The following is a 23,940-nucleotide window of genomic DNA, read 5'->3' on the forward strand; positions in this document are numbered from 1 at the left end:
GACCGGTCAGGAGGTGAGATCGGCGGCGATCTGTCCCCGGACGATCGTGGCAAGGTTCTTCGCAGCGCGGATCTGGGCGTCACGCGCCGCGCGCACCGTGGCGAAACGCTGCGAGGAACGCTCATAGGGCGCGCGCACGGAATTGGTGCCGGAGGAGACGACCTCACCTGTCCCGATGCGCGTCACTTTCCAGGTTGCGGTGGCGACGAGCACCGCCGAATCGGCACGCCCGGCGGCGTAGTCGACCGTGACGACTTCGACCGATTCCGCGAGATTCGCTTCGAGCTTCAGCTTCCTCTGGGCATCGGGCTCGCCGCCGCCATCGAGCTCGAAGACGAGCTCGTTGCGGAAGTATTGACCCATCAGGCCCTTGATCTCGGGAATCTCGATGCTGCGCAGCGCCGTCTTGACGCTGCCGCCAACCGTGCTCGTCGTCTGCTCGGCATAAAGCGGCCGGAAGCAGCCGCCCGCCAGAGCCGCGGCGGCAAGCGCCGCCGCGAGCAGCGCACGGCGGGGGAGAACGGCTTCAGACGACGACATTCACGATTCTCCCGGGAACCACGATGATCTTGCGGATAGCGCGCCCTTCGAGAGCCCGCAGCACCGCTTCGTTGGCGCGCACAGCGGCTTCCACCGCCACCGTATCGGCATCGGCTGGAACCGTCACCTCCGCGCGCTTCTTGCCGTTGAGCTGGACCGGCAGCGTGATGCTGTCATCCTTCAGCAACGCGGGCTCGACCTCCGGCCAGGAGGCTTCACCGACGAGGCCAGCCTGGCCCAGCACCTGCCAGCATTCCTCGGCCAGATGCGGCATCATCGGCGCCACAAGCTGGGTGACGATCGTGGCGGCCTCAAGGAGGGCGAAGGCGATATCGGCATCGAGCTCGGCCTTCTCGGCCGCAGCATCAAGCGCCTTACCGATGGCGTTGGTCAGCGTGTAGACGTGGGCGACGCAGCGGTTGAAGGCGAGACGCTCGATATCGGCGCCGACGGCATCGAGCGCGCGGTGGCTTGCCTTGCGTAGCGCCAGTGCGGCGTCACCGATCTGGGCGGGCTTCTCCGCCTTGCCACCGGTGCGTTCGGCGATCTCCGCGACGAGGCGCCACAGACGCTGAACGAAGCGGGCGGCGCCCTGCACGCCCTCATCCGTCCAGATCACGTCACGATCGGGCGGGGAATCGGAGAGCATGAACCAGCGGGCGGTGTCGGCGCCGTAGGAGGCGATGATGTCGTCGGGGTCCACGACGTTCTTCTTGGACTTCGACATCTTCTCGATCGCGCCGATCTCGATCGGAGCGCCGGTCTCGACGTCGAAGCCCCGGCGGTCGTTGCCGGCGACTTCGATGCGGACATTGCCCGGCTCAACCCAGTCGCCATTCGCGGCCCGATAGGTCTCGTGCACGACCATGCCCTGGGTGAAGAGGCCGGCGAAGGGCTCGTCGAGCCCGGCATGGCCGGTCTTCTTCATCGCGCGGGTGAAGAAGCGCGAATAGAGCAGGTGCAGGATCGCGTGCTCGACGCCGCCGATGTACTGGTCGACCGGCAGGAAGCGATCGACCGCCTTGCGGTCGGTCGGGCTCTCCGTCCGCCACGGATCGGTGAAGCGGGCGAAGTACCAGGACGAATCGACGAAGGTGTCCATCGTGTCCGTCTCGCGGCGTGCCGGCTTGCCGCATTGCGGGCAGGCGACGTGCTTCCAGCTCGGATGATAATCGAGCGGGTTGCCCGGCTTGTCGAAGGAGACGTCGTCCGGCAGCTGCACGGGGAGATCGGCATCCGGCACCGGAATCGTTCCGCAGTCGGAACAATGGATGACCGGGATCGGGCAGCCCCAGTAGCGCTGGCGCGAGATGCCCCAGTCACGCAGGCGGAAATTGACCTTGCGCTGGCCGACCGGGCGATTGCCGCGCGTCTCGCTTTCGAGGCGGCGCGCGACCTCCTCCTTGGCTTCCGCGATGGTCATACCGTCGAGGAAGCGGGAATTGATCATCCGGCCGTCGCCGTCATAGGCGGTGTCGGTGATGACGAAGCTGGCCGGATCGGTACCTTCCGGCGCTACCACCGGGGTATTACCCAGGCCATACTTGTTGACGAAGTCGAGGTCGCGCTGGTCATGCGCCGGGCAGCCGAAGATGGCGCCGGTGCCGTACTCCATCAGGATGAAGTTGGCGACATAGACCGGCAGCGTCCAGTTCGGGTCCAGGGGGTGGACGGCGCGCAGGCCGGTGTCGAAGCCAAGCTTCTCGGCCTTGTCGATGGCTTCCTGCGCCGTGCCGGTGCGCTTGCATTCCTCGATGAAGGCCTGCAGTTCCGGATTGTTCGCGGCCATGGCCTTGGCGATCGGGTGATCCGGGGCGACAGCGACGAACCTGGCACCGAACAGCGTGTCAGGGCGGGTGGTGTAGACTTCGACTTCGTCCTGGCCGGCCGGGTTCGATTCGAGAGCGAAACGAACCAGCAGGCCCTCGGAACGGCCGATCCAGTTCTTCTGCATCAGCCGGACCTTGTCGGGCCAGCGGGTCAGACCGTCGAGCGCGTCATTCAGCTCCTGGCCATACTCGGTGATCTTGAAGAACCACTGGGTCAGCTCGCGGATCTCGACCGGCGCGCCGGAGCGCCAGCCGCGCCCGTCGATGACCTGCTCGTTGGCCAGCACGGTCTCATCGACCGGGTCCCAGTTGACCTTGGCGGTCTTGCGGTCGACCAGCCCGGCCTTGAGGAAGTCCAGGAACATCTTCTGCTGGTGGCGGTAGTAGCTGGGGTCGCAGGTCGCGAGCTCGCGGCTCCAGTCGAGCGACAGGCCCATCGACTTGAGCTGGCCACGCATGGTCGCGATGTTTGCGTAGGTCCATTCGCGTGGATGCACGTTCTTCTGCTTGGCCGCGTTCTCGGCAGGCAGGCCGAAGGCGTCCCAGCCCATCGGGTGCAGCACCGAAAAACCCTTGGCGCGCTTGTAGCGCGCGACCACGTCGCCCATCGCATAGTTGCGGACATGGCCCATATGGATGCGCCCCGACGGGTAGGGGAACATCTCGAGGACGTAGTAGCTCGGCCGCGTATCGTCGTTCTTCGTCTCGAAAAGCTTGCGCTCTTCCCAGACGGTGCGCCATTTCGGCTCGGACTCTTTCGGATTGTAACGTTCGACGGCCATGTCAGCGGGCAATTCTTGGCGGTTTGCCGGCTCCCGGAGGCAGGCCGGCGCAGGGGCTGAATGCAAAAACCGGATGTCGGAATCTTGCAACCTGCTCTAGGACACCATTGCGCGCACGCGGTCAACGGCGCGCAGGGCATGAGAGGCTGGCAGATGAGCGATACGGTTACGCGTTTGGCTGAAATCCGGGCGGCGATCGGCCGCGCCGAACGCGATTTCGGGCGCAGGCCGGGTTCGGTCTCGCTGGTCGCCGTCTCCAAGACCAAGCCGGCCGAGCAGATCATGGAAGCGCTGGAGGCTGGGCAGCGCATCTTCGGCGAGAATTATGTCCAGGAGGCCAAGGCGAAGTGGCCCGCGCTGAAAGAACGCTTTCCCGATGCCGAACTGCACATGATCGGTCCGCTGCAGTCGAATAAGGCGCGCGAGGCGGTGGAGCTGTTCGACGTCATCCAGTCGCTCGATCGGGAAAGCCTGGCGAAGGAGCTGGCGCGCGAGATCGCGCGGGCCGGCAAGGCACCGCGGCTGTTCGTGCAGGTCAATACCGGCGAGGAGCCGCAAAAGGGCGGCGTCCTGCCCGCCGATACCGACGCGTTCATTACCCGCTGCCGCGACGTTCACGGTCTCGCGATCGAGGGGCTGATGTGCATCCCCCCAGCGGAGGAGCCGCCCTCGCCGCATTTCGGCCTGCTCGCCAAGATCGCCGCCCGCAACGGGCTCAAGGGCCTGTCGATGGGCATGAGCGCCGATTACGAGGCGGCGATCCAGCTTGGCGCAACCTATGTGCGCGTCGGCAGCGCGATCTTTGGGGCGCGGGGGTAAGAGCTTGCCGTCATAGTCGGGCTTGACCCGACTATCTCGCGACGCGGAGGCTCCAGCGCCTCTTCCGGCCCGTCATTCTCGGATCGCCCTGCGGTCGCCCGAGAATGACGGGCAGAGATCACCGGACCTGTATGACGCAGCGCTTCGCCAGCCGCGGCAGCACCTTGGCGAAGACATGCCCCTCGACCGCGACGCAGCCGGCGGTGGGCGTGAAGCCCGGGCGGGCGAGATGCCAGAAGATCGCGCTACCGCGCCCGCGAATCACCGGCCGATCATTCCAGCCGAGCTCGACGATGACGTCGTAGAGATGGTCCTCGCGCTGCAGGCGCTCCTCGGCCTCTCCAGGCGGGCGGTCGATCAGGCGATTGTAGCGGCGGTCCTTCATATCGTCGCACCAGGCGTCGCGTGGCCCGATCCGCTTCAGCGGCAGCTGGGTGCGCGGCCGGGCGAGGCGGTCGGCGCGGTAGAACACGCTGCGCAGCGGTAGGCTGGTACGGGGTGTGCCGCCATCGCCCTCGCGCTTATCGGTGCGGATGCCGGAGCGGCCGAGGGCACAGGGGAACACCGCCGAGCCGGCGATCAGGAAGCCCTTGCGGCGGTCATGGACGGAGGCGAAGACCCGCAGCGAGGATAGTTTGCGCGGGTCGGCGGGGAAGGAAGGGCGGTTTCTCAAGGGGATTCCTGGCTGCCTGACTTGCGATGACGACTCAGCGGGCTCATGTTGCCGTAACGATTGCGTCCGAGCGAACCGCCCTATGTCCGTCGTCCATCATATTCTCCTGGTCGATGACGACCAGACCCTGCGCGATGCCTTGGCTGAGCAGCTGGCTCTCTACGAGGAGTTCAGGCTGTCGACGGCCGGCAACGCTGCGGCTGCCGTGAAGGCCGTCCAAGGGGAGCGGGTCGACCTCGTCGTCATGGATGTCGGCCTGCCCGACATGGACGGGCGCGAGGCGGTCAAGGTGATGCGCAAGAACGGCTTCAAGAGCCCGGTCGTGATGCTGACGGCCCAGGGCTCGGACGCCGACACGGTGCTGGGGCTCGAGGCCGGCGCCAACGACTATGTGGTGAAGCCGTTCAAGTTCGCCGTCCTGCTGGCGCGCATCCGCGCGCACTTAAGGCAATACGAGGCGAGCGAGGACGCGATTTTTCAGGTCGGCCCCTACACCTTTCACCCCGGATCGAAGCTGCTCGTCAGCGAAAAGGGCTCGAAGACCAAGCTCACCGAGAAGGAGACCGCGATCCTGCGCTTCCTCTACCGCGCCGGCCGCAAGCCGATCGCGCGCGAGGTGCTGCTGCAGGAGGTCTGGGGCTACAACAGCCAGGTCACGACCCACACGCTCGAGACGCATATCTACCGACTGCGCCAGAAGATCGAGCCGGATCCCGGCAATGCCCGCCTGCTCGTTACCGATGCCGGCGGCTATCGGCTGAATCCCTGACGGATGGCACTCGACGACGATATGGCACTGTTGGCTCGGCAGCCGCTGCTGAGCCTGATGGAGCGCGATGCGCTGCGATTGCTCGCCTTCGCGGCGGAAAGCCGCATCCTGCGCGCCGGTGACGTGCTGTTCCGCGCCGGCGAGCCTTCGGACGGGGCGGTTCTGGTGGTGTCGGGCGCGATCGCGGTCACGACGCAGGGTGACGGCCAGCCGGCGCAAGAGATCATCGGCCCCGGCGCCATGATCGGCGAGCTTGCTCTCTTCACCTCGCTGCCGCGGCAGGTCACCGCCATCGCGCGCGAGCCGACGCAGGTCATGCGGCTGCCGCGCAGCGTGATGCGGCGCGTGCTCGGCGAATCGCCGGATTCGGCTGAGGCGATCGCCTCGGCGATCGGCGACAGGCTGCGGGGCTTCGTCGGTGAGCTCTCGGCCGTACAAGAGGCGCTCGCCGCGATCGACCGCAAGTAGGGACGCTGCGCGTCCTCAGGATGAAGGCGGATGCCTGGCGGCGCGGATCGCCGCGAATCGCGGCCAGAGGATGTTGATGCACAGGCCGGACAGCACCAGACCGGCGGCAAGGAATTTCCAGCCCGGCAAGGGCTCGCCCAGCCAGATGGCGGCGGCACCCATGCCGAAGACCGGGACCAGCAGTGCTGTTGGCGCGATGGTCGCCGCGGCATAGCGCGAGAGCAGCCAGCCCCAGACGGCAAAGCCGAACATGACGTTGCCGATGGCCTGCCAGAGTGCGGCTGCCCAGGCGGCGAGCGGGGCCCCGGTCAGGCCGTCGCGAATCGCCGGCCAACCCTCGATGAGCCAGGACATGATGAAGAGGGGCGGCACGGCGAAGAGGCTGGTCCAGACGACATAGGCCAGCATGTCGACGCCAGGAGTGCTGCGCGCCACGATGTTGCCGCCGGCCCAGCACAGTGCCGCAGCGAGGATGAGGGCGATCCCGAGGGGCGTCGTGGTGCCGTCGGTATGCCAGAGAATGACACCGATCCCGACGGCGGCCAGCAGTAGGCCGGCGATCTGGAAGGGCTGGACGCGCTCACGCGTGATCGCGGCGGCAAGGAGAATCGTGAAAAAGGACTGCGACTGTATCACCAGCGAAGCGAGGCCCGGGGTGATGAAGCCCTTGATCGCGATGAACAGTAGGCCGAACTGGCCGGCACCGATCAAGAAGCCGTAGGCGGCGAGTTTGCTCCAGGGAACGGGCGGCCGTTTGAGGAAGAAGACGGCCGGCAGCAGCGCGAAAGTGAAGCGCAGGCAGGCGAAGAGCAATGGCGGGAAATGGTCGACGCCGACGCGGATGACGACGAAATTGGTGCCCCAGACCACCATCACCGCGAGGGTGAGGAGCGCATCGCGCAGAGAAAGGGAGGTGGAGGGTTGCAACGGCTTCGGCCACGGCGATGAAAACTGCCGCGGCTATATCACGATGCAACGGCGGCCCGTTAGGACCGCCCGGCATGGCCGGAACGCTGCCCGCTCAGGCGCCGGGGGCCCGAAGAGCTTGTCAGAGTTCCAGCGTCACCGTCACCGGGACATGGTCGGAGGGACGCTCCCAGCCGCGCGCTTCGCGCAGGAAGGCGAGGTCGCGCAGCGTCGGCTTCAGCGCGTCCGAGAGCCAGATATGGTCGAGTCGGCGGCCCCTGTTCGATGCTTCCCAGTCCTGCGCGCGGTAGCTCCACCAGGAATAGAGCTTCTCGGGCTCGGGGCGCAGCGCGCGAGCCGCGTCGGTCCAGCCGATCTCGCTGCGCAGCCGCTCCAGCGTCGTCGTCTCGATCGGTGTGTGGCTGACCACGTCGAGAAGCTGCTTGTGGCTCCAGACGTCGTGCTCGAGGGGGGCGATGTTGAGGTCGCCGAGGAGGATCGCGGGCCGGTCGGTCGGTTTCTTCGTCACGCCCCAGGCGCCGAGCTCGTCGAGGAAGGCAAGCTTGTGGGCGAATTTCTCGTTCTTCGCGGGGTCGGGAATGTCGCCACCGGCCGGGATGTAGAAGTTATGGATAGCGATGCCGGCGGCGGCGCCGGCCGCTTTGTCGAGCGTCACGGTCATGTGCCGGGCGTCGTTGCGGCCGCACATCGACATCGCCTCCTTCTTGCTGAAGGGCAGCTTCGAGACGATGGCGACGCCGTTGTAGCCCTTCTGGCCGATGAAGGCCTGATGGACGTAGCCGAGCTGATGGAAGGCCTTGGCCGGAAACTGTTCGTCCGGCGTCTTGGTCTCCTGCAGGCAGAGAACGTCGGGGGCGTAGGTGTTCAGGAACTCGCCGACCATGCCGATGCGCAAGCGGACGGAGTTGATGTTCCAACTGGTGACGGTGAGTTGCACGCGAGAATTCCGGCGGGAAGGAGGCCGGAAACTGGGTCGTCGGGGCGCAAAAGGCAAGCCCCGACGCGATGTCCCTCAGCCAGCCCGTTGAAAGGGCCGCGCTATCAGAGCGTGCGTTGGTAATCGATCACGAATTTCTTCGGATCGGGGCGGCGCTGGGTGTCGAGATTGTAGAGTGCGACCGAGGTCTCGTAGCCCTGCGGATCGACCACGATCCATTGTCTCAGCTCATTGGCGACAAGGTCGAACTTCAGCGTGATCTTCGAGGTGCCGCCCAGCGTGGAGCGGTCCTCAATTCGCACGGAGAGGATATCACCGTCGATGCTGGCACCGGTGAGGGTGCCCTCGCGCGCGAGGTCCATGCGCTCGCGCACCAGGAATTTCAGCGGCGTCTGGCCGATCGAGTAGATGTCCTGCGTCGCCAGGCGCTTGTCGCGCACGGCGACCGAGGTGCCGTCGGCGATGACCTCGGTGGTGACGGGCGGCTCGTATTCGAAGCGCATCTTGCCCGGACGCTGGATATAGACGCGCCCTTCGAGCCGCCGGCCATTAGCGGCGAACTGGATGAAATTGCCCTGCAGCGAGCTGAAGCTGTTGAGATAGGCGTTGAGCCGCTCGATCGCCTCCTCCTGCGTCGCCGGCACGCCGGTGCGGGCCTTGGCGGGGGCGGTGGGGCGGGGAGTCTGCGCCGACGGCGCGGCGGTTGTTGCCGGAGCAGCCGCCGCAGCCGGCTCGGCCGCCGGCGCTTCCGCCGCGGCGGTACGGGGCAGGCCGAGACCTGCGGGGCGGATGGGCGGCAGCGGAATCGGGCGCGGCTTGGCCACGACGGGCTTGGTTGCGGCCGCTGGCGGTTGCAACTGCATCGGCTGGGCCATGAGCGACTCCGCCGCGGTGCTGCAACCGAGCGCCATCAAAGCCACTGCCGAAGCCCGCAACGCCGGGTTCCATCTCATGAGCAAGTCTGCCTCACTCCCTGTGCCGTCACGGCGCTTCTGGTCTCGGCCGGCGCCGCGGACTCGATCGGCCGCCTTCGCCGCCTACAGGGAGCCAACCCGTCGATGCCGCAAAGGTTGCACTGTCCTGATGGCAATTTGAGGACCGTTCCGGGCAATCGCAAGGTCCAGGCGGCCATCCGCCCTATTCGTCGTGCTGATTCTGGGTTTCCACCAGGATCTCGCGCTTGCCTGCGTGGTTGGCGGGTCCGACGATGCCCTCGTTCTCCATGCGCTCCATGATCGAGGCGGCGCGGTTGTAGCCGATCTGGAGGCGGCGCTGGATGTAGGAGGTCGAGGCCTTCTTGTCGCGCAGGACGACGGCGACGGCCTGCTCATAGGGGTCGTCGCTCTCGGCCGAACCCATGCCCGTGCGATCGAACACGGCGCCGTCCTCGTCCTCGCCGGCTTCCTCCTCCTCGGAGGTGACGGCGTCGAGGTACTGCGGCCGGCCCTGCGTCTTGAGATGCGCCACGACCTTCTCGACCTCGGCATCCGAGACGAAGGGGCCGTGCACGCGGGTGATGCGCCCGCCGCCGGCCATGTAGAGCATGTCGCCCTGGCCGAGCAATTGCTCGGCGCCCATCTCGCCGAGGATCGTGCGACTATCGATCTTGCTGGTGACCTGGAAGGAGATCCGGGTCGGGAAATTCGCTTTGATCGTGCCGGTGATAACGTCGACCGACGGGCGCTGCGTCGCCAGGACGACATGGATGCCGGCGGCGCGGGCCATCTGGGCGAGGCGCTGGATCGTGCCCTCGATCTCCTTGCCGGCGACCATCATCAGGTCGGCCATCTCGTCGACGATGACGACGATATAGGGCAGAGGCTCGAGGTCCATGACCTCCTCCTCATAGATCGCCTCGCCGGAATGCTTGTCGAAGCCGGTCTGGACCGTGCGGGTGATGATCTCGCCGGCGGCCTTGGCCTCGCCGACCCGGGCGTTGAAGCCGTCGATGTTGCGCACCGAGAGCTTCGACATCTTCTTGTAGCGCTCCTCCATCTCGCGCACCGCCCATTTCAGGGCGACGACCGCCTTCTTCGGGTCGGTGACGACGGGGGTGAGCAGATGCGGGATGCCGTCATAGACCGAGAGCTCGAGCATCTTGGGGTCGACCATGATCAGGCGGCATTCCTCCGGTTTCAGCCGGTAGAGGATCGACAGGATCATGGTGTTGATGGCGACCGACTTGCCCGAGCCGGTGGTGCCGGCGACGAGCAGATGCGGCATGCGGGCGAGATCGGCGATCACCGGCTCGCCGCCGATGGTCTTGCCGAGGCACAAAGCCAGCTTGTGCTTGGTCGCCTCGAAATCCTGGCTGGCGAGCAATTCGCGCAGGAAGACGGTCTCGCGCTTGCTGTTGGGCAGTTCGATGCCGATGGCGTTCTTGCCCTGCACCACCGCCACACGGGCCGAGACCGCGCTCATCGAACGCGCGATGTCGTCGGCAAGAGAAATCACGCGAGAGCTTTTGGTGCCCGGGGCAGGCTCAAGCTCGTACAGCGTCACAACCGGGCCGGGGCGAACCTGCGTGATCTCGCCGCGCACGCCGAAATCCTCGAGCACGCCTTCGAGCAGCGTCGCGTTTTGCTCCAGCGCATCGGTCGAGACGGCGCTGGCCGCGACCTTCTTCGGCTCTGCCAGATAGGTCAGCGGCGGCAGCTCGAACCCCTCCCGATCGAGGAGCGAGGGCTGTGCTTCGCGCTGCATGCGCTTGCCGGGCTTCGGTGCGGAGCGTGGCATGGCTACGCGCGGCGCGTTGAGGTCACGCAGATCCTGCGGCTCGTCGTCGAGATCGAAGGGCGCGTCGATGTCATCCGGAGCCCGGCCCTTTGCAATAGCGGGACGGGCACCCGGAAGCGGCTCGGGATCGAAATCGGGAAGGTTGCGGCGGCCAGCAGGCGCCTCGCCGAATTGCGGCTCGCGCCGGACGCGTCCGTTGGTGTCGGCCGGGAGAATGCCGGTATCGACGGCGGGCTGGGGCGGCTGCGGCAGGCGGCGCAGGATGGCGGCGCGCAGCGCCATGGCGCCATGGGCCAGCCAGCCGATCAGAATGACGGTGATGCCGGGCTCGTCGTCGCGACGTTCCTCGCCATCCGACCAGCTGTCCTCCGCCTCGTCGCCATCGAGCGCGGGATCGTCGTCGGTAACGAAGCCGAAGCCGGCGGCAGCGGTGACAGCGAGAATGGCGATGCCGGCATAGAGGAAGCCGACGAGGCTGCCGACAGCGCTGCCGGCGATGCCGGCGATATTGCGCGTGCCGAAGAGCAGGCCGTCACCGATGACGCCGCCCATGCCGGTCGGGAGCGGCCAGCGCGGGGTCGCCGGCAAGGCGCTGGCGACGGCGGCGGTCGCGGCGATGCCGACGACCCAGAGGCCGAGCTTCAGCGCGCCGCGATCGAAGAGGTGGAAGCGGACCAACCGCAGCGCCCAGATCATCGGCGGGAACAGCAGGGCGATGACGCCGAGGCCGATGAGCTGCATCAAGAGATCGGCGATCATGGCGCCGGGGCGCCCGAGCCAGTTGCGGACGGCACCGCTGGTCGCGTTGTTCAGGCTGGGGTCATCGACCGACCAGCTCGCCAGCGCGACCGCGACAGCGACCATCAGGGCCAGCACGCCGAGCCCGGTCAGCTCCGAGGCGCGGCGCGACAGGAACTCCCGCACCGGATCGGGCAGGCGGTCCATGAGCGATTGGGAGCGGCGAATGGTGCGCATGCGGCTTCAGGTCGTGTCCGGACTGTCGGGCCGCATCATTCCGGCCATCAGCGAGAGGTTAGGAAGGCGAGGTTAAGACCCGCTTAACCTTGAAAGCTATCCACCGCCTCCTGCCGTCGGTTGTCGGCAGGTTGCGGACCCGGACCGTGCCGAGCTGCCGATGGCAAGAAAAGACCCCGGCGGTCGCCCGCCGGGGTCCGGGATTCACGTGAAACCTGTGAGGGATCACATGCTGTAGGCGCGCTCGCCGTGCTCGGCGATGTCGAGGCCCTCGCGCTCCTGGTCGGAGGTGACCCGCAGACCGACGATCACGTCGACGATCTTGTAGAGGATCGCCGAGCCGACGCCGCTGAACACCAGCGTGAACAGCACCGCCTTGATCTGGGACATCACGGCGGGGCCGAACTCGTAGGCACCGACGGCGAGCTCGCCGGGCTTGCTCGAATAGTCCGGGATGCCGGCGCCGCCGAGAGCGGTGTTGACCAGGATGCCGGTCGCGATCGCGCCGATGATGCCGCCGATGCAGTGGATGCCGAAGACGTCGAGCGAGTCGTCGTAGCCGAGCGCGTTCTTCACCGTCGTGCAGAAGACGAAGCAGACGACACCGACGACGAGTCCGAGGACGATCGAGCCCATCGGACCGGCGAAGCCGGCGGCCGGGGTGACGGCAACGAGGCCGGCGACCGCGCCCGAGACCATGCCGAGCATCGAGGGCTTGCCCTTGACCGCCCATTCGACGAACAGCCAGCCCAGCGCGGCGGCTGCCGTGGCGACGAAGGTGTTGATCATGGCGAGCGCGGCGGTGCCGTTCGCCTCAAGGTTCGAGCCGGCGTTGAAGCCGAACCAGCCAACCCAGAGCAGCGCGGCGCCGATCAGGGTCATGGTCAGCGAATGCGGCGCCATCAGTTCCTTGCCGAAGCCGATGCGCTTGCCCATCAGCACGCAGCCGACGAGGCCCGCGATACCCGCGTTGATGTGGACCACAGTGCCGCCGGCGAAGTCGAGCGCCCCCCACTTGAAGAGCATGCCGGCATCGGCATTGACCGCGTCGAGCGCGGACTGCGCCGCAGCCTTGCCATCCGCGCCGGCCTCGGCGAGCGCCTTGGCGGCGTTGCCGACCGCGTCAGGCCCGCCCCAGTACCAGACCATGTGGGCCATCGGGAAATAGATGAAGGTGACCCAGAGCACGGTGAACAGCAGCAGCGCCGAGAATTTCATGCGCTCGGCGAAGGCGCCGACGATCAGCGCCGGTGTGATGCAGGCGAAGGTCATCTGGAAGCAGACATAGACGAATTCGGGGATGTAGACCCCGTTCGAGAAGGTGCCGGCCACGGTCGTCGCGTCGACGCCCCTGAGGAAGGCCTTCGAGAAGCCGCCGACGAAGTCGTTCAGCCCGCCGCCATTGGTGAAGGCGAGCGAATAGCCATAGGCCACCCAGAGGATGCAGACGACGCTGACGATGGCGAAGACCTGGGTCAGCACCGAGAGCATGTTCTTGGAACGGACGAGGCCGCCATAGAAGAGGGCGAGGCCCGGGATGGTCATGAGCAGGACGAGGACCGTCGAGCTCATCATGAAGGCGACGTCGCCCTTGTTGGGAACGGGCGGTGCGGCGGCGGGTGCCTGGGCCAGCGCGACGCCGGCCGAAAGCGCCGCCAGAGACAGGCCGATCAATCCGGCCCGCAGGGAAGTCCTGAAATTCATCGTCTAAAACTCCTGAAGGGGCGGGGCTCAGAGGGCGTCGGCGTCGGTCTCGCCGGTGCGGATGCGCACGGCCTTCTCGATCGATGAGACGAAGATCTTGCCGTCACCGATCTGGCCGGTGCGGGCCGCGGCGGTGATCGCCTCGATCACCTGCGGGACGAGGTCGTCGGAGACCGCAACCTCGATCTTGATCTTCGGCAGGAAGCTCACGGCATATTCGGCGCCGCGGTAGATTTCCGTATGACCCTTCTGGCGGCCGTAGCCCTTGACCTCGGTCACCGTCAGGCCGTGGACGCCGACGGCGGTGAGCCCGTCGCGCACCTCCTCCAGCTTGAACGGCTTGATGATCGCCATCACGATTTTCATGGCTGGGTTTCCCCGTCTGCGCCGCCCGGTCGTCAGCCCCGGCGATCTCGTTGCACCTCGCGCGCCCTGCCGTGCGCAGTGCGTCGCAACATGCAATTCAAGGGACGTGCCAACCCGCTTCCGGAGCGGCGAGGGCGCATCCAGGGGGCAAAAACCGACAAACCGGTGAGGAGATCAGCAGGATAGCCTAATAAATAGGCATTAGCTCGTGCGAGAGGCAACCGCTCAAAATAGCGTCAACGCAGATCTGGCCGAGGACGGATGAGCCCCTCCTGCGCAACCGAGGCAACGAGCCTGCCCTGTCGGTCGAAGACGAGGCCGCGCGAGAAGCCGCGGGCGCCGGAGGTCGAGGGGCTGTCCTGCGAGTAGAGAAGCCACTCGTCTGCCCGGAACGGACGATGAAACCACAGGGCGTGATCGAGGCTGGCGCCCTGGATCTTCTGGTCGAAGACGGTGGTGCCGTGCGCGATCAGGCTGGAATCGAGCAGCATCAGGTCGGAGGCGTAGGCCAGCACGCTCTGATGGAAGGCCGGTTCATCCGGGAGGGTTTCCATGGCTCGGATCCAGACGTTGAATTTCGGCTCCATCTTGCCGCCGGTGCGATAGCGCTCCAGCTCGACGGGGCGGATCTCGATCGGCCGCTTGCGCTGATAATAGGCCTGCACCGCGTCCGGCATGTGCGGCAGCACGCTCTTCGCCATCTCCTCCCGATCAGGCAGCTCATCCGGCATCGGCACTTTTGGCATCGGCATCTGGTGCTCGAAGCCGGGCTCGTCGACCTGGAAGGAAGCGGACATGGCGAAGATCGCCTCGCCCTTCTGGATGGCGAGCACGCGCCGTGTCGTGAAGGAACGGCCATCCCGCAGCCGGTCGACCTCATAGACGATCGGAATCTCAGGGTCGCCGGGCAGCAGGAAATAGGCATGCAGCGAATGCGGCTGCCGGTCCTCGACCGTCTTGCAGGCGGCATAGAGCGACTGCGCGATCACTTGTCCGCCGAAGACGCGTGGCCAGGTCGACTTGGGACTGCGACCGCGGAACAGGTTGCGCTCGAGTGGCTCGAGGTCGAGGATCGCCGTCAGGGAGGCGCTGATCTGGGACATGGCGGCGGGTATCGCGGTCAGGTTGACGAAGCGGCCGGCCGCCCGCACAGGAACAGCCGGTTCGTCTCGCATCAGCACCGAGGCGTCCCGTGCCGTCAAGACGCCAGAGGAGCAGCAGCATGGCCATCGAACGGGATTCGGGCGCGCGCATCGTCATCGCGGGCGGCGGGATCGCGGGGCTGACCCTGGCGCTGGCACTGAAGCAGGCGCTCGGCAGAGCCTTCGCGATCACCCTGGCCGATCCGACGCTCGCCGCGCCGCCGCGTGCGGACAACCGCGCCTATGCGGTGGCGGCCGGCGCCCGTTCGATGCTGGAGACGCTGGGCGTCTGGGACGCCGTTGCGGGCTCGGCGCAGGCGATGACGGAGATGATCGTCTCGGACAGCCGGACAAATGACGTGGTGCGCCCGGTCTTCCTGACCTTCGACGGCGAGGTCGAGCCCGGCCAGCCCTTTGCGCACATGGTCGAAAATGGCGCGCTGGTCGCAGAACTCAAGGCGGCCTGCGAGCGAGAGGGCGTCGAGCTGCGCGCGACCGGCGTGCGCCGTTTCACGGCGGAAGAAGCGGCTGTCGAGGTCGTCCTCGGCGATAGCTCGCGCGTGCAAGCGACGCTGCTGGTTGCCGCCGATGGCGCACGCTCGAAGCTGCGCGAGCAGGCTGGCATCGGCTGGGTCGGCTGGGGCTATGGCCAGTCCGGCATCGTTGCCACGATCGGGCATGAGCGCCCGCATCACGGCCGGGCTGTCGAGCATTTCCTGCCCTCCGGGCCCTTCGCCATCCTGCCATTGGCCGATGGCGGCCGCTTCGGCCACCGTTCGTCGATCGTCTGGACCGAGAGGACCGAGAACGTCCCGGCTCTGCTCTCGCTCGATGCCGCGGATCTGCTGGCCGAGATCGAGACGCGCTTCGGGCTCGAACTCGGCGAGATCGCGCTGGAAAGCGCGGTGAGCGCGCACCGGCTCGGCTTCGGCGTCGCCCGGCGTTTCGTTGGCGAGCGATTCGCCTTGCTCGGCGATGCCGCGCATCTGATCCACCCCATCGCCGGGCAGGGTCTCAATCTCGGGCTCAAGGATGTCGCGGCGCTGGCCGAGGCTATCGTCGATGCGGCCCGGCTCGGGCTCGATCCCGGCTCGCTCGACGTGCTGGAGGACTACGAGAAGGCGCGACGCTTCGACACGGTGGCGATGGGCGCGGTCACGGACGGGCTGAACCGGCTGTTCTCGAACGACGCGACGCCGATCAGGCTGGCGCGCGACTTCGGACTGGGGGTCGTGGATCGGCTGCCGGGGTTGAAGCGCTTCTTTATCCGCGAGGCGGCCGGTGTGGCCGGAGCGCCGCCGCGGCTGCTGCGCGGCGAGGCGCTGTAGAGGTTGCTTTAAGCGGGCCAATCCTCTTCGCGCCAATCACGCGCCGTGTGGATGACGCGCAGAATCGCGACGACCTCGTGTCCACCTTGGAATGCGATGGTATAGGCGAGGATAAAGGGCAGACGGGGAACCAGCTTCTCGTAAGTACCGCTCACGCGGCCGGGTCGCCCGGTCGCGAATTCACCGAGCCCGTTTCCGGTCTGCTCGATGGCGTCGACGATCCGCTCGGCCGCATCCGGGTTGTCCTGGGCAATGTATCCGAGGATGTCGAGGTAATCGCGCCGGGCGTCATCAGACCAGATGACCGGCTTCATTCCCCGCCGGCTTTCCCGCGCCTCGCATCCGCGATGATGCGGCGAGCGTCGGTCATGACCTCGTCATGCGGCACGACCCGCCCGGCCTCGACATCGACCAGGCCGCGCTTGATTCCCTCAATGATCTGAAGCTCGCGGTCGACATAAGCCGAAACCGCTTCGCCTGCGAGAAAGGACTTGGAGCGCCGGGTGCCCGCCGCGATGCGCTCGAGCTTGCGCTTCGTTTCAGCCGAAACCCGGATGGTCATGGTTTCCGTCGCAGCCATCGTCCCGACCTTTGTGTTGATGTGTGTACATCCTAACACAAGGGCCGGGCCGAGCCAAACGGCCTCAATCCTCCAGCGGCCGGGCTTCTTCCGGCAGCATGATCGGGATGCCGTCGCGGATCGGATAGGCCAGCTTCGCGGCCCGGCTGATCAGCTCCTGCTTCGCCGCATCGTATTCAAGCGTCGCCTTGGTCAGCGGGCAGACCAGGATTTCGAGCAGCTTAGGGTCGATGCGGGTGCTGTGATCGGTTTCGGTCATTCGGTTCGTCCCGTTCAGCCGCGCTTGCGCGGCAGGTCGGCCAGCATGCCGGCGGCCACCATCAGCTTCGGCAGGGTGAGGCCGGAGCTCGCGATGGCGTTGACCGTGGAGCGGGTCCGTTCCGCCTCCTCGCCACGCTCCAAGAGCCAGCTTTCCAAGGTGCCTTCGCCCTTGCCGGAGGCCGAGGCCTCCTGGGTCAGGTTGGAATGGGCGTCGTCGAGGGTTTCGAGCGCGCGCTCGCGGGCAAGGCGCTCATAGTCGTCGGTTGCCGGCACCGCTGCCGCCGCAGCCTTCAGATTCGACAGGCCGAACAGCGCATCGATACCGAAGTGGATGCGGGCGACATCGCCGATCTTGCGCTTGCTGCGCTCGGCGATGTCGACGATGTCGGTCGCCTCGGCCAATGCCGGCAGGCTGGCGACTCGCGTGGCGAGCGCCTCCGGCACGCCTTCCGAGGTCAGCACCGCGATGCGGGCGAGACGCGCCTGCGATGCGGCCTCGGGCAGCAAGCTGCCGAGTTCGGCCGACAATTCCTTCACGCCCTTGGCGTAGTGGGCGATGGTCTGCTCGATCGTACCGGGCTTGGCGACCCCGCGGCGCAGGAACCAGCCCATCCGGTTGGTGACGAGTTCCTGGGCGGCGCCATAGAGGCCAAGCTGGGTCTTGCCGGGGATCTTGGCATCGAGCGCGTCGATCTCGCCGTTGAGCGCGATCAGGTCGAAGGAATCGCGGGCGATGGCATAGGCGGCGGCGATAGCCGGCGCGTCCGAGCGGGTCAGCGCCGCCAGAACCGGCACCAAGGCCGGGCCGCCGCGGTTGACGATCGCGTTGGCGAGCTGCGTCGCCACGATCTCGCGCCGCAGCTTGTGGCTGGCGATGGCGTCCGGATAGGCGTCTCGCAGGGCCTTCGGGAAATAGCGGACGAGTTCGCTGGCGAGGTAGGGGTCGTCCGGCACCGAGGATTCGAGCAGTGCGTCGTGCAGCGAGAGCTTGGCATAGGCCAGCAGCACGGCGAGCTCCGGCCGGGTCAGGCCTTCGCTGCGCTTCTCGCGTTCGGCCAGCTGGGCATCGCTCGGCAGATACTCGACCGAGCGATCGAGACGGCCGTCCTGCTCCAGCGTCTGCATCAGGAAGCGCAGGCCGGGCGTCGCCGCAGCGCCTTGCGCCTCGGTGAGCGAGAGCGCGAGCGTCTGCAGATAGTTGTTGCGCAGGACGAGATCACCCACCTCGTCGGTCATCGTGGCGAGCAGGGCGTTGCGCTTGTCCTCCTTGAGGCGCCCGTCCTTCACCGGGCCGGCGAGCGCGATCTTGATGTTGACCTCAACGTCGGAGGTGTTGACGCCGGCGGAGTTGTCGATCGCGTCGGTGTTGAGCTTGACGCCCTTGCGCGCGGCCTCGATGCGGCCGCGCTGGGTCACGCCGAGATTGGCGCCCTCGCCGATGACCCGCGCCCTGAGATCGTTGCCGCTGATGCGGATCGCGTCGTTGGCGCGATCGCCGACCTGGGCGTCGGTCTCGTCGGTGGCGCGGATATAGGTGCCGATGCCGCCGAACCAGAGCAGATCGACGCGCGCCTTCAGGATCGCCGTCATCAATTCCGGCGGCGAGACCTCGGCCTTGTCGAGGTCGAGCAGGGCGCGAACCTCGGCGGAAAGCGGGATGCTCTTGGCCTGGCGCGAAAAGATGCCGCCGCCCTTCGAGATCAGCTTCTTGTCGTAATCCTGCCAGGAGGAGCGCGGCAGGGCGAAGAGGCGCTGGCGCTCCGCCAGCGATGTTGTCGGGTCCGGATCGGGATCGAGGAAGATGTCGCGGTGGTCGAAGGCTGCGACGAGCTTGATCGCCGGGGAGAGCAGCATGCCGTTGCCGAAGACGTCGCCCGACATGTCGCCGACGCCGGCGACGGTGAAGGGCGTCGTCTGGATGTCGATGTCGACCTCGCGGAAGTGGCGCTTCACCGCTTCCCAGCCGCCGCGGGCGGTGATGCCCATACCCTTGTGGTCGTAGCCCTGCGAGCCGCCGGAGGCGAAGGCGTCGCCGAGCCAGTGATGCTTCTCCAGCGAGATCGCATTGGCGGTGTCTGAGAAGGTCGCGGTGCCCTTATCGGCGGCGACGACGAGATAGGGGTCGTCGCCGTCATGGCGCACTGTGTCCGGTGGCGGGACGATCGTCTCGCCGTCGAGATTGTCGGTGAGCTCGAGCAGATTGCGGATGAAGATGCGGTAGCTCTCGGTGCCCTCGGCCAGCCAGGCGGCGCGGTCGGAGGCCGGCGGCAGCTGCTTCGGGACGAAGCCGCCCTTGGCGCCGACCGGCACGATAACCGCGTTCTTGACCTGCTGCGCCTTGACGAGGCCGAGCACCTCGGTGCGGAAGTCCTGCGGCCGGTCCGACCAGCGCAGGCCGCCGCGCGCGACCTTGCCGAAGCGCATATGAACGCCCTCGACGCGCGGCGAATAGACGAAGATCTCGTAGAGCGGGCGCGGCAGCGGCAGCCCGTCGACCTTGGCGCAGTCGAACTTGAAGGTGATGGTCTGGCGTGGGTGGCCGTCCGGGCCGGTCTGGAAGAAGTTGGTGCGCAGTGCGGCGTCGACCAGATTGATCAGACGACGCAGGATGCGGTCCTCGTCGAGGCTGGTGACGGCGTCGAGCGCCTCCTCGATCTCGGCGCGCTTCTGGGCCATGCGCTGCTCGCGCTCGCCAGCCGGGACGCGCGGATCGAATTTGGTGTTGAAATAGGTGATCAGGCCCGAGGCGATGTCGGGATGGCGGGTCAGCGCATCGGCGATATAGCCCTGCGCATAGGGCGCGCCGGCCTGCCGGAGATAGCGGCCGAAGGCGCGCAGCAGCGCGGCCTCGCGCCAGGCGAGCCCGGCGGCGAGGACGAGCTGGTCGAAGCGGTCGGATTCGGCCAATCCGCGGAACTGCGCCATCAGGGCGGCTTCGATCGTCGGATCGAGATGCTCGATGTCGATCTCACCGTCGTCGGCGCGCTCCAGCGTCATGTCGTGCAGCCAGACGCGGGTGTTCTCGCCATTGCCCTGCGGCATGACGTTGTAGGTCCGCTCGTTGACGACGCGGAAGCCCATGTTCTCGAGCACCGGCACGCGAGCCGAGAGCGAGATCGGCGCGCCGCGCGAGAAGACCTTGAGGTTGGCGCGCTTGGCGTCGTCGCCCTCGCGCCGGTAGAGATTGACGGCGCGGCCACGCTCCGGCGTCAGCTGCTGGAGCATCTCGATGTCGATCAGCGCGTCGGCGGCCGAGAAGCGCTCGCGATAGGCGGCGCCAAAGGCTTCGGCATAGCGCTCGGCCAGCGCGCGGGCGGCGGGGCCGGCCTTCTCCTGGTCGAGCACGTCCTTGAGGCCGTCGCCCCAGGTGCGGACGATGGCGCTGATGCCGGCTTCGAGCGTGGCGCGGTCGATGCGCGGCGTTTTGCCCTCGTCGCGGCCGATGATGTAGTGGGTGCGCGAGAGCGGGCCTTCCGGATAGGCCGGGTAGGCGGCCGAGACGCGGCCATTATAGATCCGGGCCAGGAATTCGCCGACGCGCTGGCGCACCGTGGTGTCGTAGCGGTCCTTCGGGATGAAGGCGAGGATCGAGACGAAACGGTCGAATTCGTCGACGCGGGCAAGCGCACGGATGCGCGGGCGCTCGGTGAGCTGCAGGATGTCGAGCGCGAACTGCTCCAGCGTCGTCACGTCGATCTGGAAGAGTTCGTCGCGCGGATAGGCGTCGAGCACATTCATCAGCGCGCGGCCGGAATAGCTCGCCGGATCGAAGCCGATGTTCTTGGCGACGCGCGCAACCTTCAGCCGCAGATAGGGGATGGCGCGGGCCGAGCCGGTATAGGCGTTCGAGGTCAGGAGGCCGACGATGCGCAGCTCGCCGTCGAGCCGGCCATCCGGCGTGAACAGCTTGACGCCGACATAGTCGAGATGGACGCGCCGGTGGACCAGGCTTTTGACATTGGCCTTGGTGATGATGAGCGCCTGGGGCTTGGCCAGGAAAGAGCGCACCTCGGGCGTGGTGGTCACCAGCTCGCGGCCCCGGCGCAGTACCTTGACGGAGGGGTCGCGCAGGATGCCGAGGCCGGAGCCCTCGATCGGGTCGGCCGCGACGTCGCCGCCGGGAAAGCGATAGGCGCGGATGCCGAGCAGGGTAAAGTTGTCGCCGGCGATCCATTCGAGGAACTGCAGCGCCTCGGCGATCTCGTCCTCAGGCAGCGGCGGCGGGTTGGCGCGATAGGCCTGGATCACCTCGGTGATACGGCCCCGCATCGCGGCCCAGTCGTCGACCGCCAGCGCGACATCGGCATAGACATGCTCCAGGCCGACGCGCAGCTTCTCGCGGGCGGCGGGCGTGTCGATGCGCGGGACATGGATGTGCAGCAGGCTTTCGCGCCGCGTGCCTTCCGGCGCACGGCCGGTGGCTTCCCCGGCAAGCGAAACGAACTTGCCCTTGGCGTCGCGCGCCACCGCCAGAATCGGGTGGGCGACGAGGCGCGGCTCATAACCCTGATCCTGCAGCTCGGCGAGCGTCGAATCGAGCAGGAATGGTTTGTTGTCGTTGACGACTTCCAGGATGGTGACCTGGCGCTTGCGGTCGCCCTCGCCGAACTCGTCGTCGCGGAAACGCAGGTTGATCGTCTCGGGCTTGCGCGGCTGGGCCAGGTGCTCGTAGGCCGCGGCCGCGGTGCGGGCCAGCATTTGCGGCGGCAGGGCTTCGAGATCCTCGGCGACGGAGCGACCGTAGAGCAGGCGGGGGAACTCGGCCGGCATCGCGCTCTTCAGGCCCGTGGCCGCGGCTTCGATGGCTGCGATCGCTCCGGCGGTCGCGTTCGTCACCCGTTTGCCCATGTCTCACCCCAGTTGTTTTGCAGCAGCGATGACATAGGCTGCGCAGGCTTTCAACTTTGCCTTGCCTGAAAAAGCGGCAAAATTGCCGCACAGGATCTGACAGGACGCACCATGGCGACGAAGCATGACAAACCAAAGGTAGGCGAAGAGCCGGTGCGGCAGGATGCGCCGCCGCGGGTGATGGCGCTAGAGCTGAAGCCGGAAAAGCTCTCGCCCGAGAATGAGGCCTATTTCGAGAAATGCCGGGAGAAGCTCGGCTTCGTGCCGAATGTGCTGACCTCCTACGCCCATGACGACGCCAAGCTCTCGGCCTTCGCCGCCCTCTACAACGACCTGATGCTGGCACCCTCCGGCCTGTCGAAGCTGGAGCGCGAGATGATCGCGGTTGCGGTGTCGAACGTGAATCGCTGCTACTATTGCCTTACCGCCCATGGTGCTGCGGTGCGCCAGCTCTCCGGCGATCCGGTGCTCGGCGAGTTGATAGTGATGAACTACCGGGCGGCGGAGCTGTCGGTGCGGCATCGCGCGATGCTGGACTTCGCCGTGAAGCTGACCGAAGCGCCGCATCGCATCGGCGAAGAGGATCGTGAAGCCCTGCGCAAGGCCGGGTTCGGCGAGCGCGACATCTGGGACATCGGCGCGGTCGCGTCCTTCTACAACATGTCGAACCGGATGGCCTCGGCCGTCGATATGCGGCCCAATGCGGAATATCACGCCCAGGCGCGCTAGATCGCTGAGCATCCTATCGGACGCGATAATGGTGAGCTATCTACTTGTTATCGCATCGGATTTTTCCGAAAGCGGATTCCACTTTTCGGTCCGATGCTATAGCCCGCTTTCCGAGTCGTCGCGGCCTTGTGAAGCAGCGCCACCCCCAAAAAAGAAAACGGCCGGCGCAATGCCAGCCGCTAGTTGGCCCCGACTCGGTGGCCCGGCTCCACCGGAACTCCGGGGGGCTGGGGGGCTGACAAACCGGCGTTCAGCGAAACCGGGCCGTCGAGGCAACGGGGGGAGTTGAGCGGCGCAACTTGGCAGTCGCTTGACGCGTTCGCGGCGAAAATGCGGCATTTGCGACGAATGCTTACCCAGCGCTTGATCCCGGATGAGCGCGATCTCTTGCCAGCGCAGCAGGGCGGGCGCATCATCGCCCTGTCCTTTTTCGTGAGGCTCCGCTCAGGGAGGCGCCATGAGCGAAAGCGAAACGCCGCAATCGCAACCGGCCGGCGCGGTCGTCCATTTTCCGTCGCCGGCCCGGCCAGCGACCGTCACCTTCGATCGGCGCGAACTCAGCGAATTGCTCAATCTCTATGGCCGCATGGTCGCGGCCGGCGAATGGCGCGACTACGCCATCGATTTCCTGAAGGACAAGGCGCAGTTCTCGGTGTTCCGGCGCTCGTCGGAGATGCCGCTCTACCGAATCGTCAAGGATCCGGCGCTGGCGCGCCGGCAAGGCGCCTATTCGGTCGTGGCTGCGACGGGGCTGATTCTCAAGCGCGGCTCGGAGCTGTCACGCGTCCTGAAGGTGCTCGACCGCAGGCTGAGCGTCGTGAACTAGGCGGAAGCAGTTTTACGAAAATACCTCCGTCATTCCGGACAAGCCGCGTAAGCGGCGCCGATCCGGAATCCATCATAGGGCTCGGCGCTCTACGATGGATTCCAGGTCTGCGCTTCGCTTGCCCGGAATGACGGAGGTCTTTTCGTATCTGGTCAGAAGTTCAGAGTCCCGGCGGCGCGCGGTCGCCTTCGCCCAGTTCTTTCTGCATCAGCATCTGATCGAGCCAGCGGCCGTGCTTGAAGCCGACCTTTTCGGCCACGCCGATCAGGCGGAAGCCGGCCTTCTCATGCAGGCGACGCGAGCCGACCGAGGCGCCGGTGCCGTCGCCGATCACTGCGATCATCTGGCGGAAGCCGCGTTCGGTGCAGGCCTTCATCAGCGCATCGAGGAGCAGGCCGCCGATGCCCAGCCCCTGCGCCGTGGGAGCGATATAGATCGAGTTCTCGACCGTGGCGCGATAGGCCGGCCGCGGCCGGTAGGCGCCGGCATAGGCGTAGCCCAGAACCTCGCCGTCGCGCTCGGCGACGAGATAGGGATAGCCGCCCGCCAGGATGGTTTCGTAACGGCGCAGCATCTCCGCTTCGCCTGGCGGCTCCAGCTCCCAGGACGCCGTCCCGTGCTGGACCGCATCGGCGTAGATCGCGGTGATGGCGGTGATGTCAGCCCGGCAGGCCGGGCGGATCGCGGGCGTCGTCATGGAC

At 66.8% G+C, this 23,940-nt stretch carries 21 protein-coding genes; 6 read left to right on the top strand and 15 right to left on the bottom strand.

Annotated features, from left to right (window positions below):
- Positions 1-6: 6 nt before the first annotated feature.
- Entirely contained in the window at positions 7-540 is a 534-nt protein-coding gene (locus tag FQV39_RS19770) for an LPS assembly lipoprotein LptE (RefSeq protein WP_149131851.1), read from the bottom strand.
- On the bottom strand, positions 527-3,151 hold the full coding sequence (gene leuS, locus FQV39_RS19775) for a leucine--tRNA ligase (protein WP_149131852.1): 2,625 nt from the start codon (positions 3,149-3,151) through the stop codon (positions 527-529). The genes FQV39_RS19770 and leuS overlap by 14 nt, the downstream gene beginning before the upstream one ends.
- Positions 3,152-3,304: 153 nt before the next feature.
- Here leuS and FQV39_RS19780 point away from each other — a divergent pair, with 153 nt between their 5' ends.
- Complete coding sequence (locus FQV39_RS19780) at positions 3,305-3,970, top strand: YggS family pyridoxal phosphate-dependent enzyme (RefSeq protein WP_149131853.1); 666 nt, start codon at positions 3,305-3,307, stop codon at positions 3,968-3,970.
- Between the two features lie 118 nt (positions 3,971-4,088).
- On the opposite strand, the gene FQV39_RS19785 is transcribed toward FQV39_RS19780, so the two are convergent.
- Entirely contained in the window at positions 4,089-4,643 is a 555-nt protein-coding gene (locus FQV39_RS19785; RefSeq protein WP_149131854.1) for a L,D-transpeptidase family protein, read from the bottom strand.
- Between the two features lie 82 nt (positions 4,644-4,725).
- Here FQV39_RS19785 and FQV39_RS19790 point away from each other — a divergent pair, with 82 nt between their 5' ends.
- Positions 4,726-5,412: a response regulator transcription factor gene (locus FQV39_RS19790; protein ID WP_149131855.1), complete on the top strand. Its 687-nt coding sequence runs from the start codon at positions 4,726-4,728 to the stop codon at positions 5,410-5,412.
- Positions 5,413-5,415: 3 nt separating this feature from the next.
- The gene (locus FQV39_RS19795) at positions 5,416-5,880 is read left to right on the top strand and encodes a cyclic nucleotide-binding domain-containing protein (RefSeq protein WP_149131856.1); all 465 of its coding nucleotides are present in this window, start codon (positions 5,416-5,418) and stop codon (positions 5,878-5,880) included.
- A gap of 15 nt (positions 5,881-5,895) precedes the next feature.
- On the opposite strand, the gene FQV39_RS19800 is transcribed toward FQV39_RS19795, so the two are convergent.
- From FQV39_RS19800 to tesB, 7 genes are all read right to left on the bottom strand, one after another.
- Complete coding sequence (locus FQV39_RS19800; protein ID WP_248313074.1) at positions 5,896-6,807, bottom strand: EamA family transporter; 912 nt, start codon at positions 6,805-6,807, stop codon at positions 5,896-5,898.
- A 121-nt stretch (positions 6,808-6,928) separates the two neighbouring features.
- A complete protein-coding gene (xth, locus tag FQV39_RS19805) occupies positions 6,929-7,744 on the bottom strand; it encodes an exodeoxyribonuclease III (protein ID WP_149131857.1) in 816 nt (271 codons plus the stop codon).
- Positions 7,745-7,848: 104 nt separating this feature from the next.
- Positions 7,849-8,619, bottom strand: coding sequence for a LolA family protein (locus tag FQV39_RS19810; RefSeq protein ID WP_149131858.1), 771 nt, complete (start codon positions 8,617-8,619; stop codon positions 7,849-7,851).
- Between the two features lie 262 nt (positions 8,620-8,881).
- Complete coding sequence (locus FQV39_RS19815; protein ID WP_149131859.1) at positions 8,882-11,455, bottom strand: DNA translocase FtsK; 2,574 nt, start codon at positions 11,453-11,455, stop codon at positions 8,882-8,884.
- A gap of 225 nt (positions 11,456-11,680) precedes the next feature.
- On the bottom strand, positions 11,681-13,159 hold the full coding sequence (locus FQV39_RS19820) for an ammonium transporter (protein ID WP_149131860.1): 1,479 nt from the start codon (positions 13,157-13,159) through the stop codon (positions 11,681-11,683).
- Between the two features lie 27 nt (positions 13,160-13,186).
- Positions 13,187-13,525 carry a P-II family nitrogen regulator gene (locus tag FQV39_RS19825; protein WP_149131861.1) on the bottom strand — a complete coding sequence of 113 codons (339 nt, stop codon included), beginning with the start codon at positions 13,523-13,525 and terminating at the stop codon, positions 13,187-13,189.
- Between the two features lie 236 nt (positions 13,526-13,761).
- On the bottom strand, positions 13,762-14,628 hold the full coding sequence (gene tesB / locus FQV39_RS19830; protein WP_149133941.1) for an acyl-CoA thioesterase II: 867 nt from the start codon (positions 14,626-14,628) through the stop codon (positions 13,762-13,764).
- Between the two features lie 119 nt (positions 14,629-14,747).
- Here tesB and FQV39_RS19835 point away from each other — a divergent pair, with 119 nt between their 5' ends.
- Positions 14,748-15,995 (top strand): ubiquinone biosynthesis hydroxylase, encoded by a 1,248-nt coding sequence (locus FQV39_RS19835; RefSeq protein WP_149131862.1) that lies wholly within the window; start codon positions 14,748-14,750, stop codon positions 15,993-15,995.
- An 8-nt stretch (positions 15,996-16,003) separates the two neighbouring features.
- On the opposite strand, the gene FQV39_RS19840 is transcribed toward FQV39_RS19835, so the two are convergent.
- The 4 genes from FQV39_RS19840 to FQV39_RS19855 form a co-directional block, all read right to left on the bottom strand.
- A complete protein-coding gene (locus tag FQV39_RS19840; protein WP_149131863.1) occupies positions 16,004-16,309 on the bottom strand; it encodes a type II toxin-antitoxin system RelE/ParE family toxin in 306 nt (101 codons plus the stop codon).
- Positions 16,306-16,575, bottom strand: coding sequence for a CopG family ribbon-helix-helix protein (locus tag FQV39_RS19845; protein WP_149131864.1), 270 nt, complete (start codon positions 16,573-16,575; stop codon positions 16,306-16,308). The genes FQV39_RS19840 and FQV39_RS19845 overlap by 4 nt, the downstream gene beginning before the upstream one ends.
- 64 nt (positions 16,576-16,639) lie before the next feature.
- A complete protein-coding gene (locus FQV39_RS19850; protein ID WP_149131865.1) occupies positions 16,640-16,834 on the bottom strand; it encodes a Trm112 family protein in 195 nt (64 codons plus the stop codon).
- A 14-nt stretch (positions 16,835-16,848) separates the two neighbouring features.
- Positions 16,849-21,684, bottom strand: a complete 4,836-nt coding sequence (locus tag FQV39_RS19855) for an NAD-glutamate dehydrogenase (protein ID WP_149131866.1) — start codon at positions 21,682-21,684, stop codon at positions 16,849-16,851.
- Positions 21,685-21,864: 180 nt separating this feature from the next.
- Between FQV39_RS19855 and FQV39_RS19860 the strand changes: the two genes are divergently transcribed.
- Both FQV39_RS19860 and FQV39_RS19865 read left to right on the top strand, forming a co-directional pair.
- Positions 21,865-22,413 carry a peroxidase-related enzyme gene (locus FQV39_RS19860; RefSeq protein ID WP_248313438.1) on the top strand — a complete coding sequence of 183 codons (549 nt, stop codon included), beginning with the start codon at positions 21,865-21,867 and terminating at the stop codon, positions 22,411-22,413.
- Between the two features lie 457 nt (positions 22,414-22,870).
- On the top strand, positions 22,871-23,239 hold the full coding sequence (locus tag FQV39_RS19865) for a DUF2794 domain-containing protein (protein ID WP_149131868.1): 369 nt from the start codon (positions 22,871-22,873) through the stop codon (positions 23,237-23,239).
- A 160-nt stretch (positions 23,240-23,399) separates the two neighbouring features.
- Here the strand turns inward: FQV39_RS19865 and FQV39_RS19870 are convergent, their stop codons facing one another.
- Positions 23,400-23,936, bottom strand: a complete 537-nt coding sequence (locus tag FQV39_RS19870) for a GNAT family N-acetyltransferase (protein ID WP_149131869.1) — start codon at positions 23,934-23,936, stop codon at positions 23,400-23,402.
- Positions 23,937-23,940: the final 4 nt, after the last annotated feature.

Origin of the sequence: Bosea sp. F3-2 (genome assembly GCF_008253865.1) — a bacterium.
Classification (GTDB): domain Bacteria; phylum Pseudomonadota; class Alphaproteobacteria; order Rhizobiales; family Beijerinckiaceae; genus Allobosea.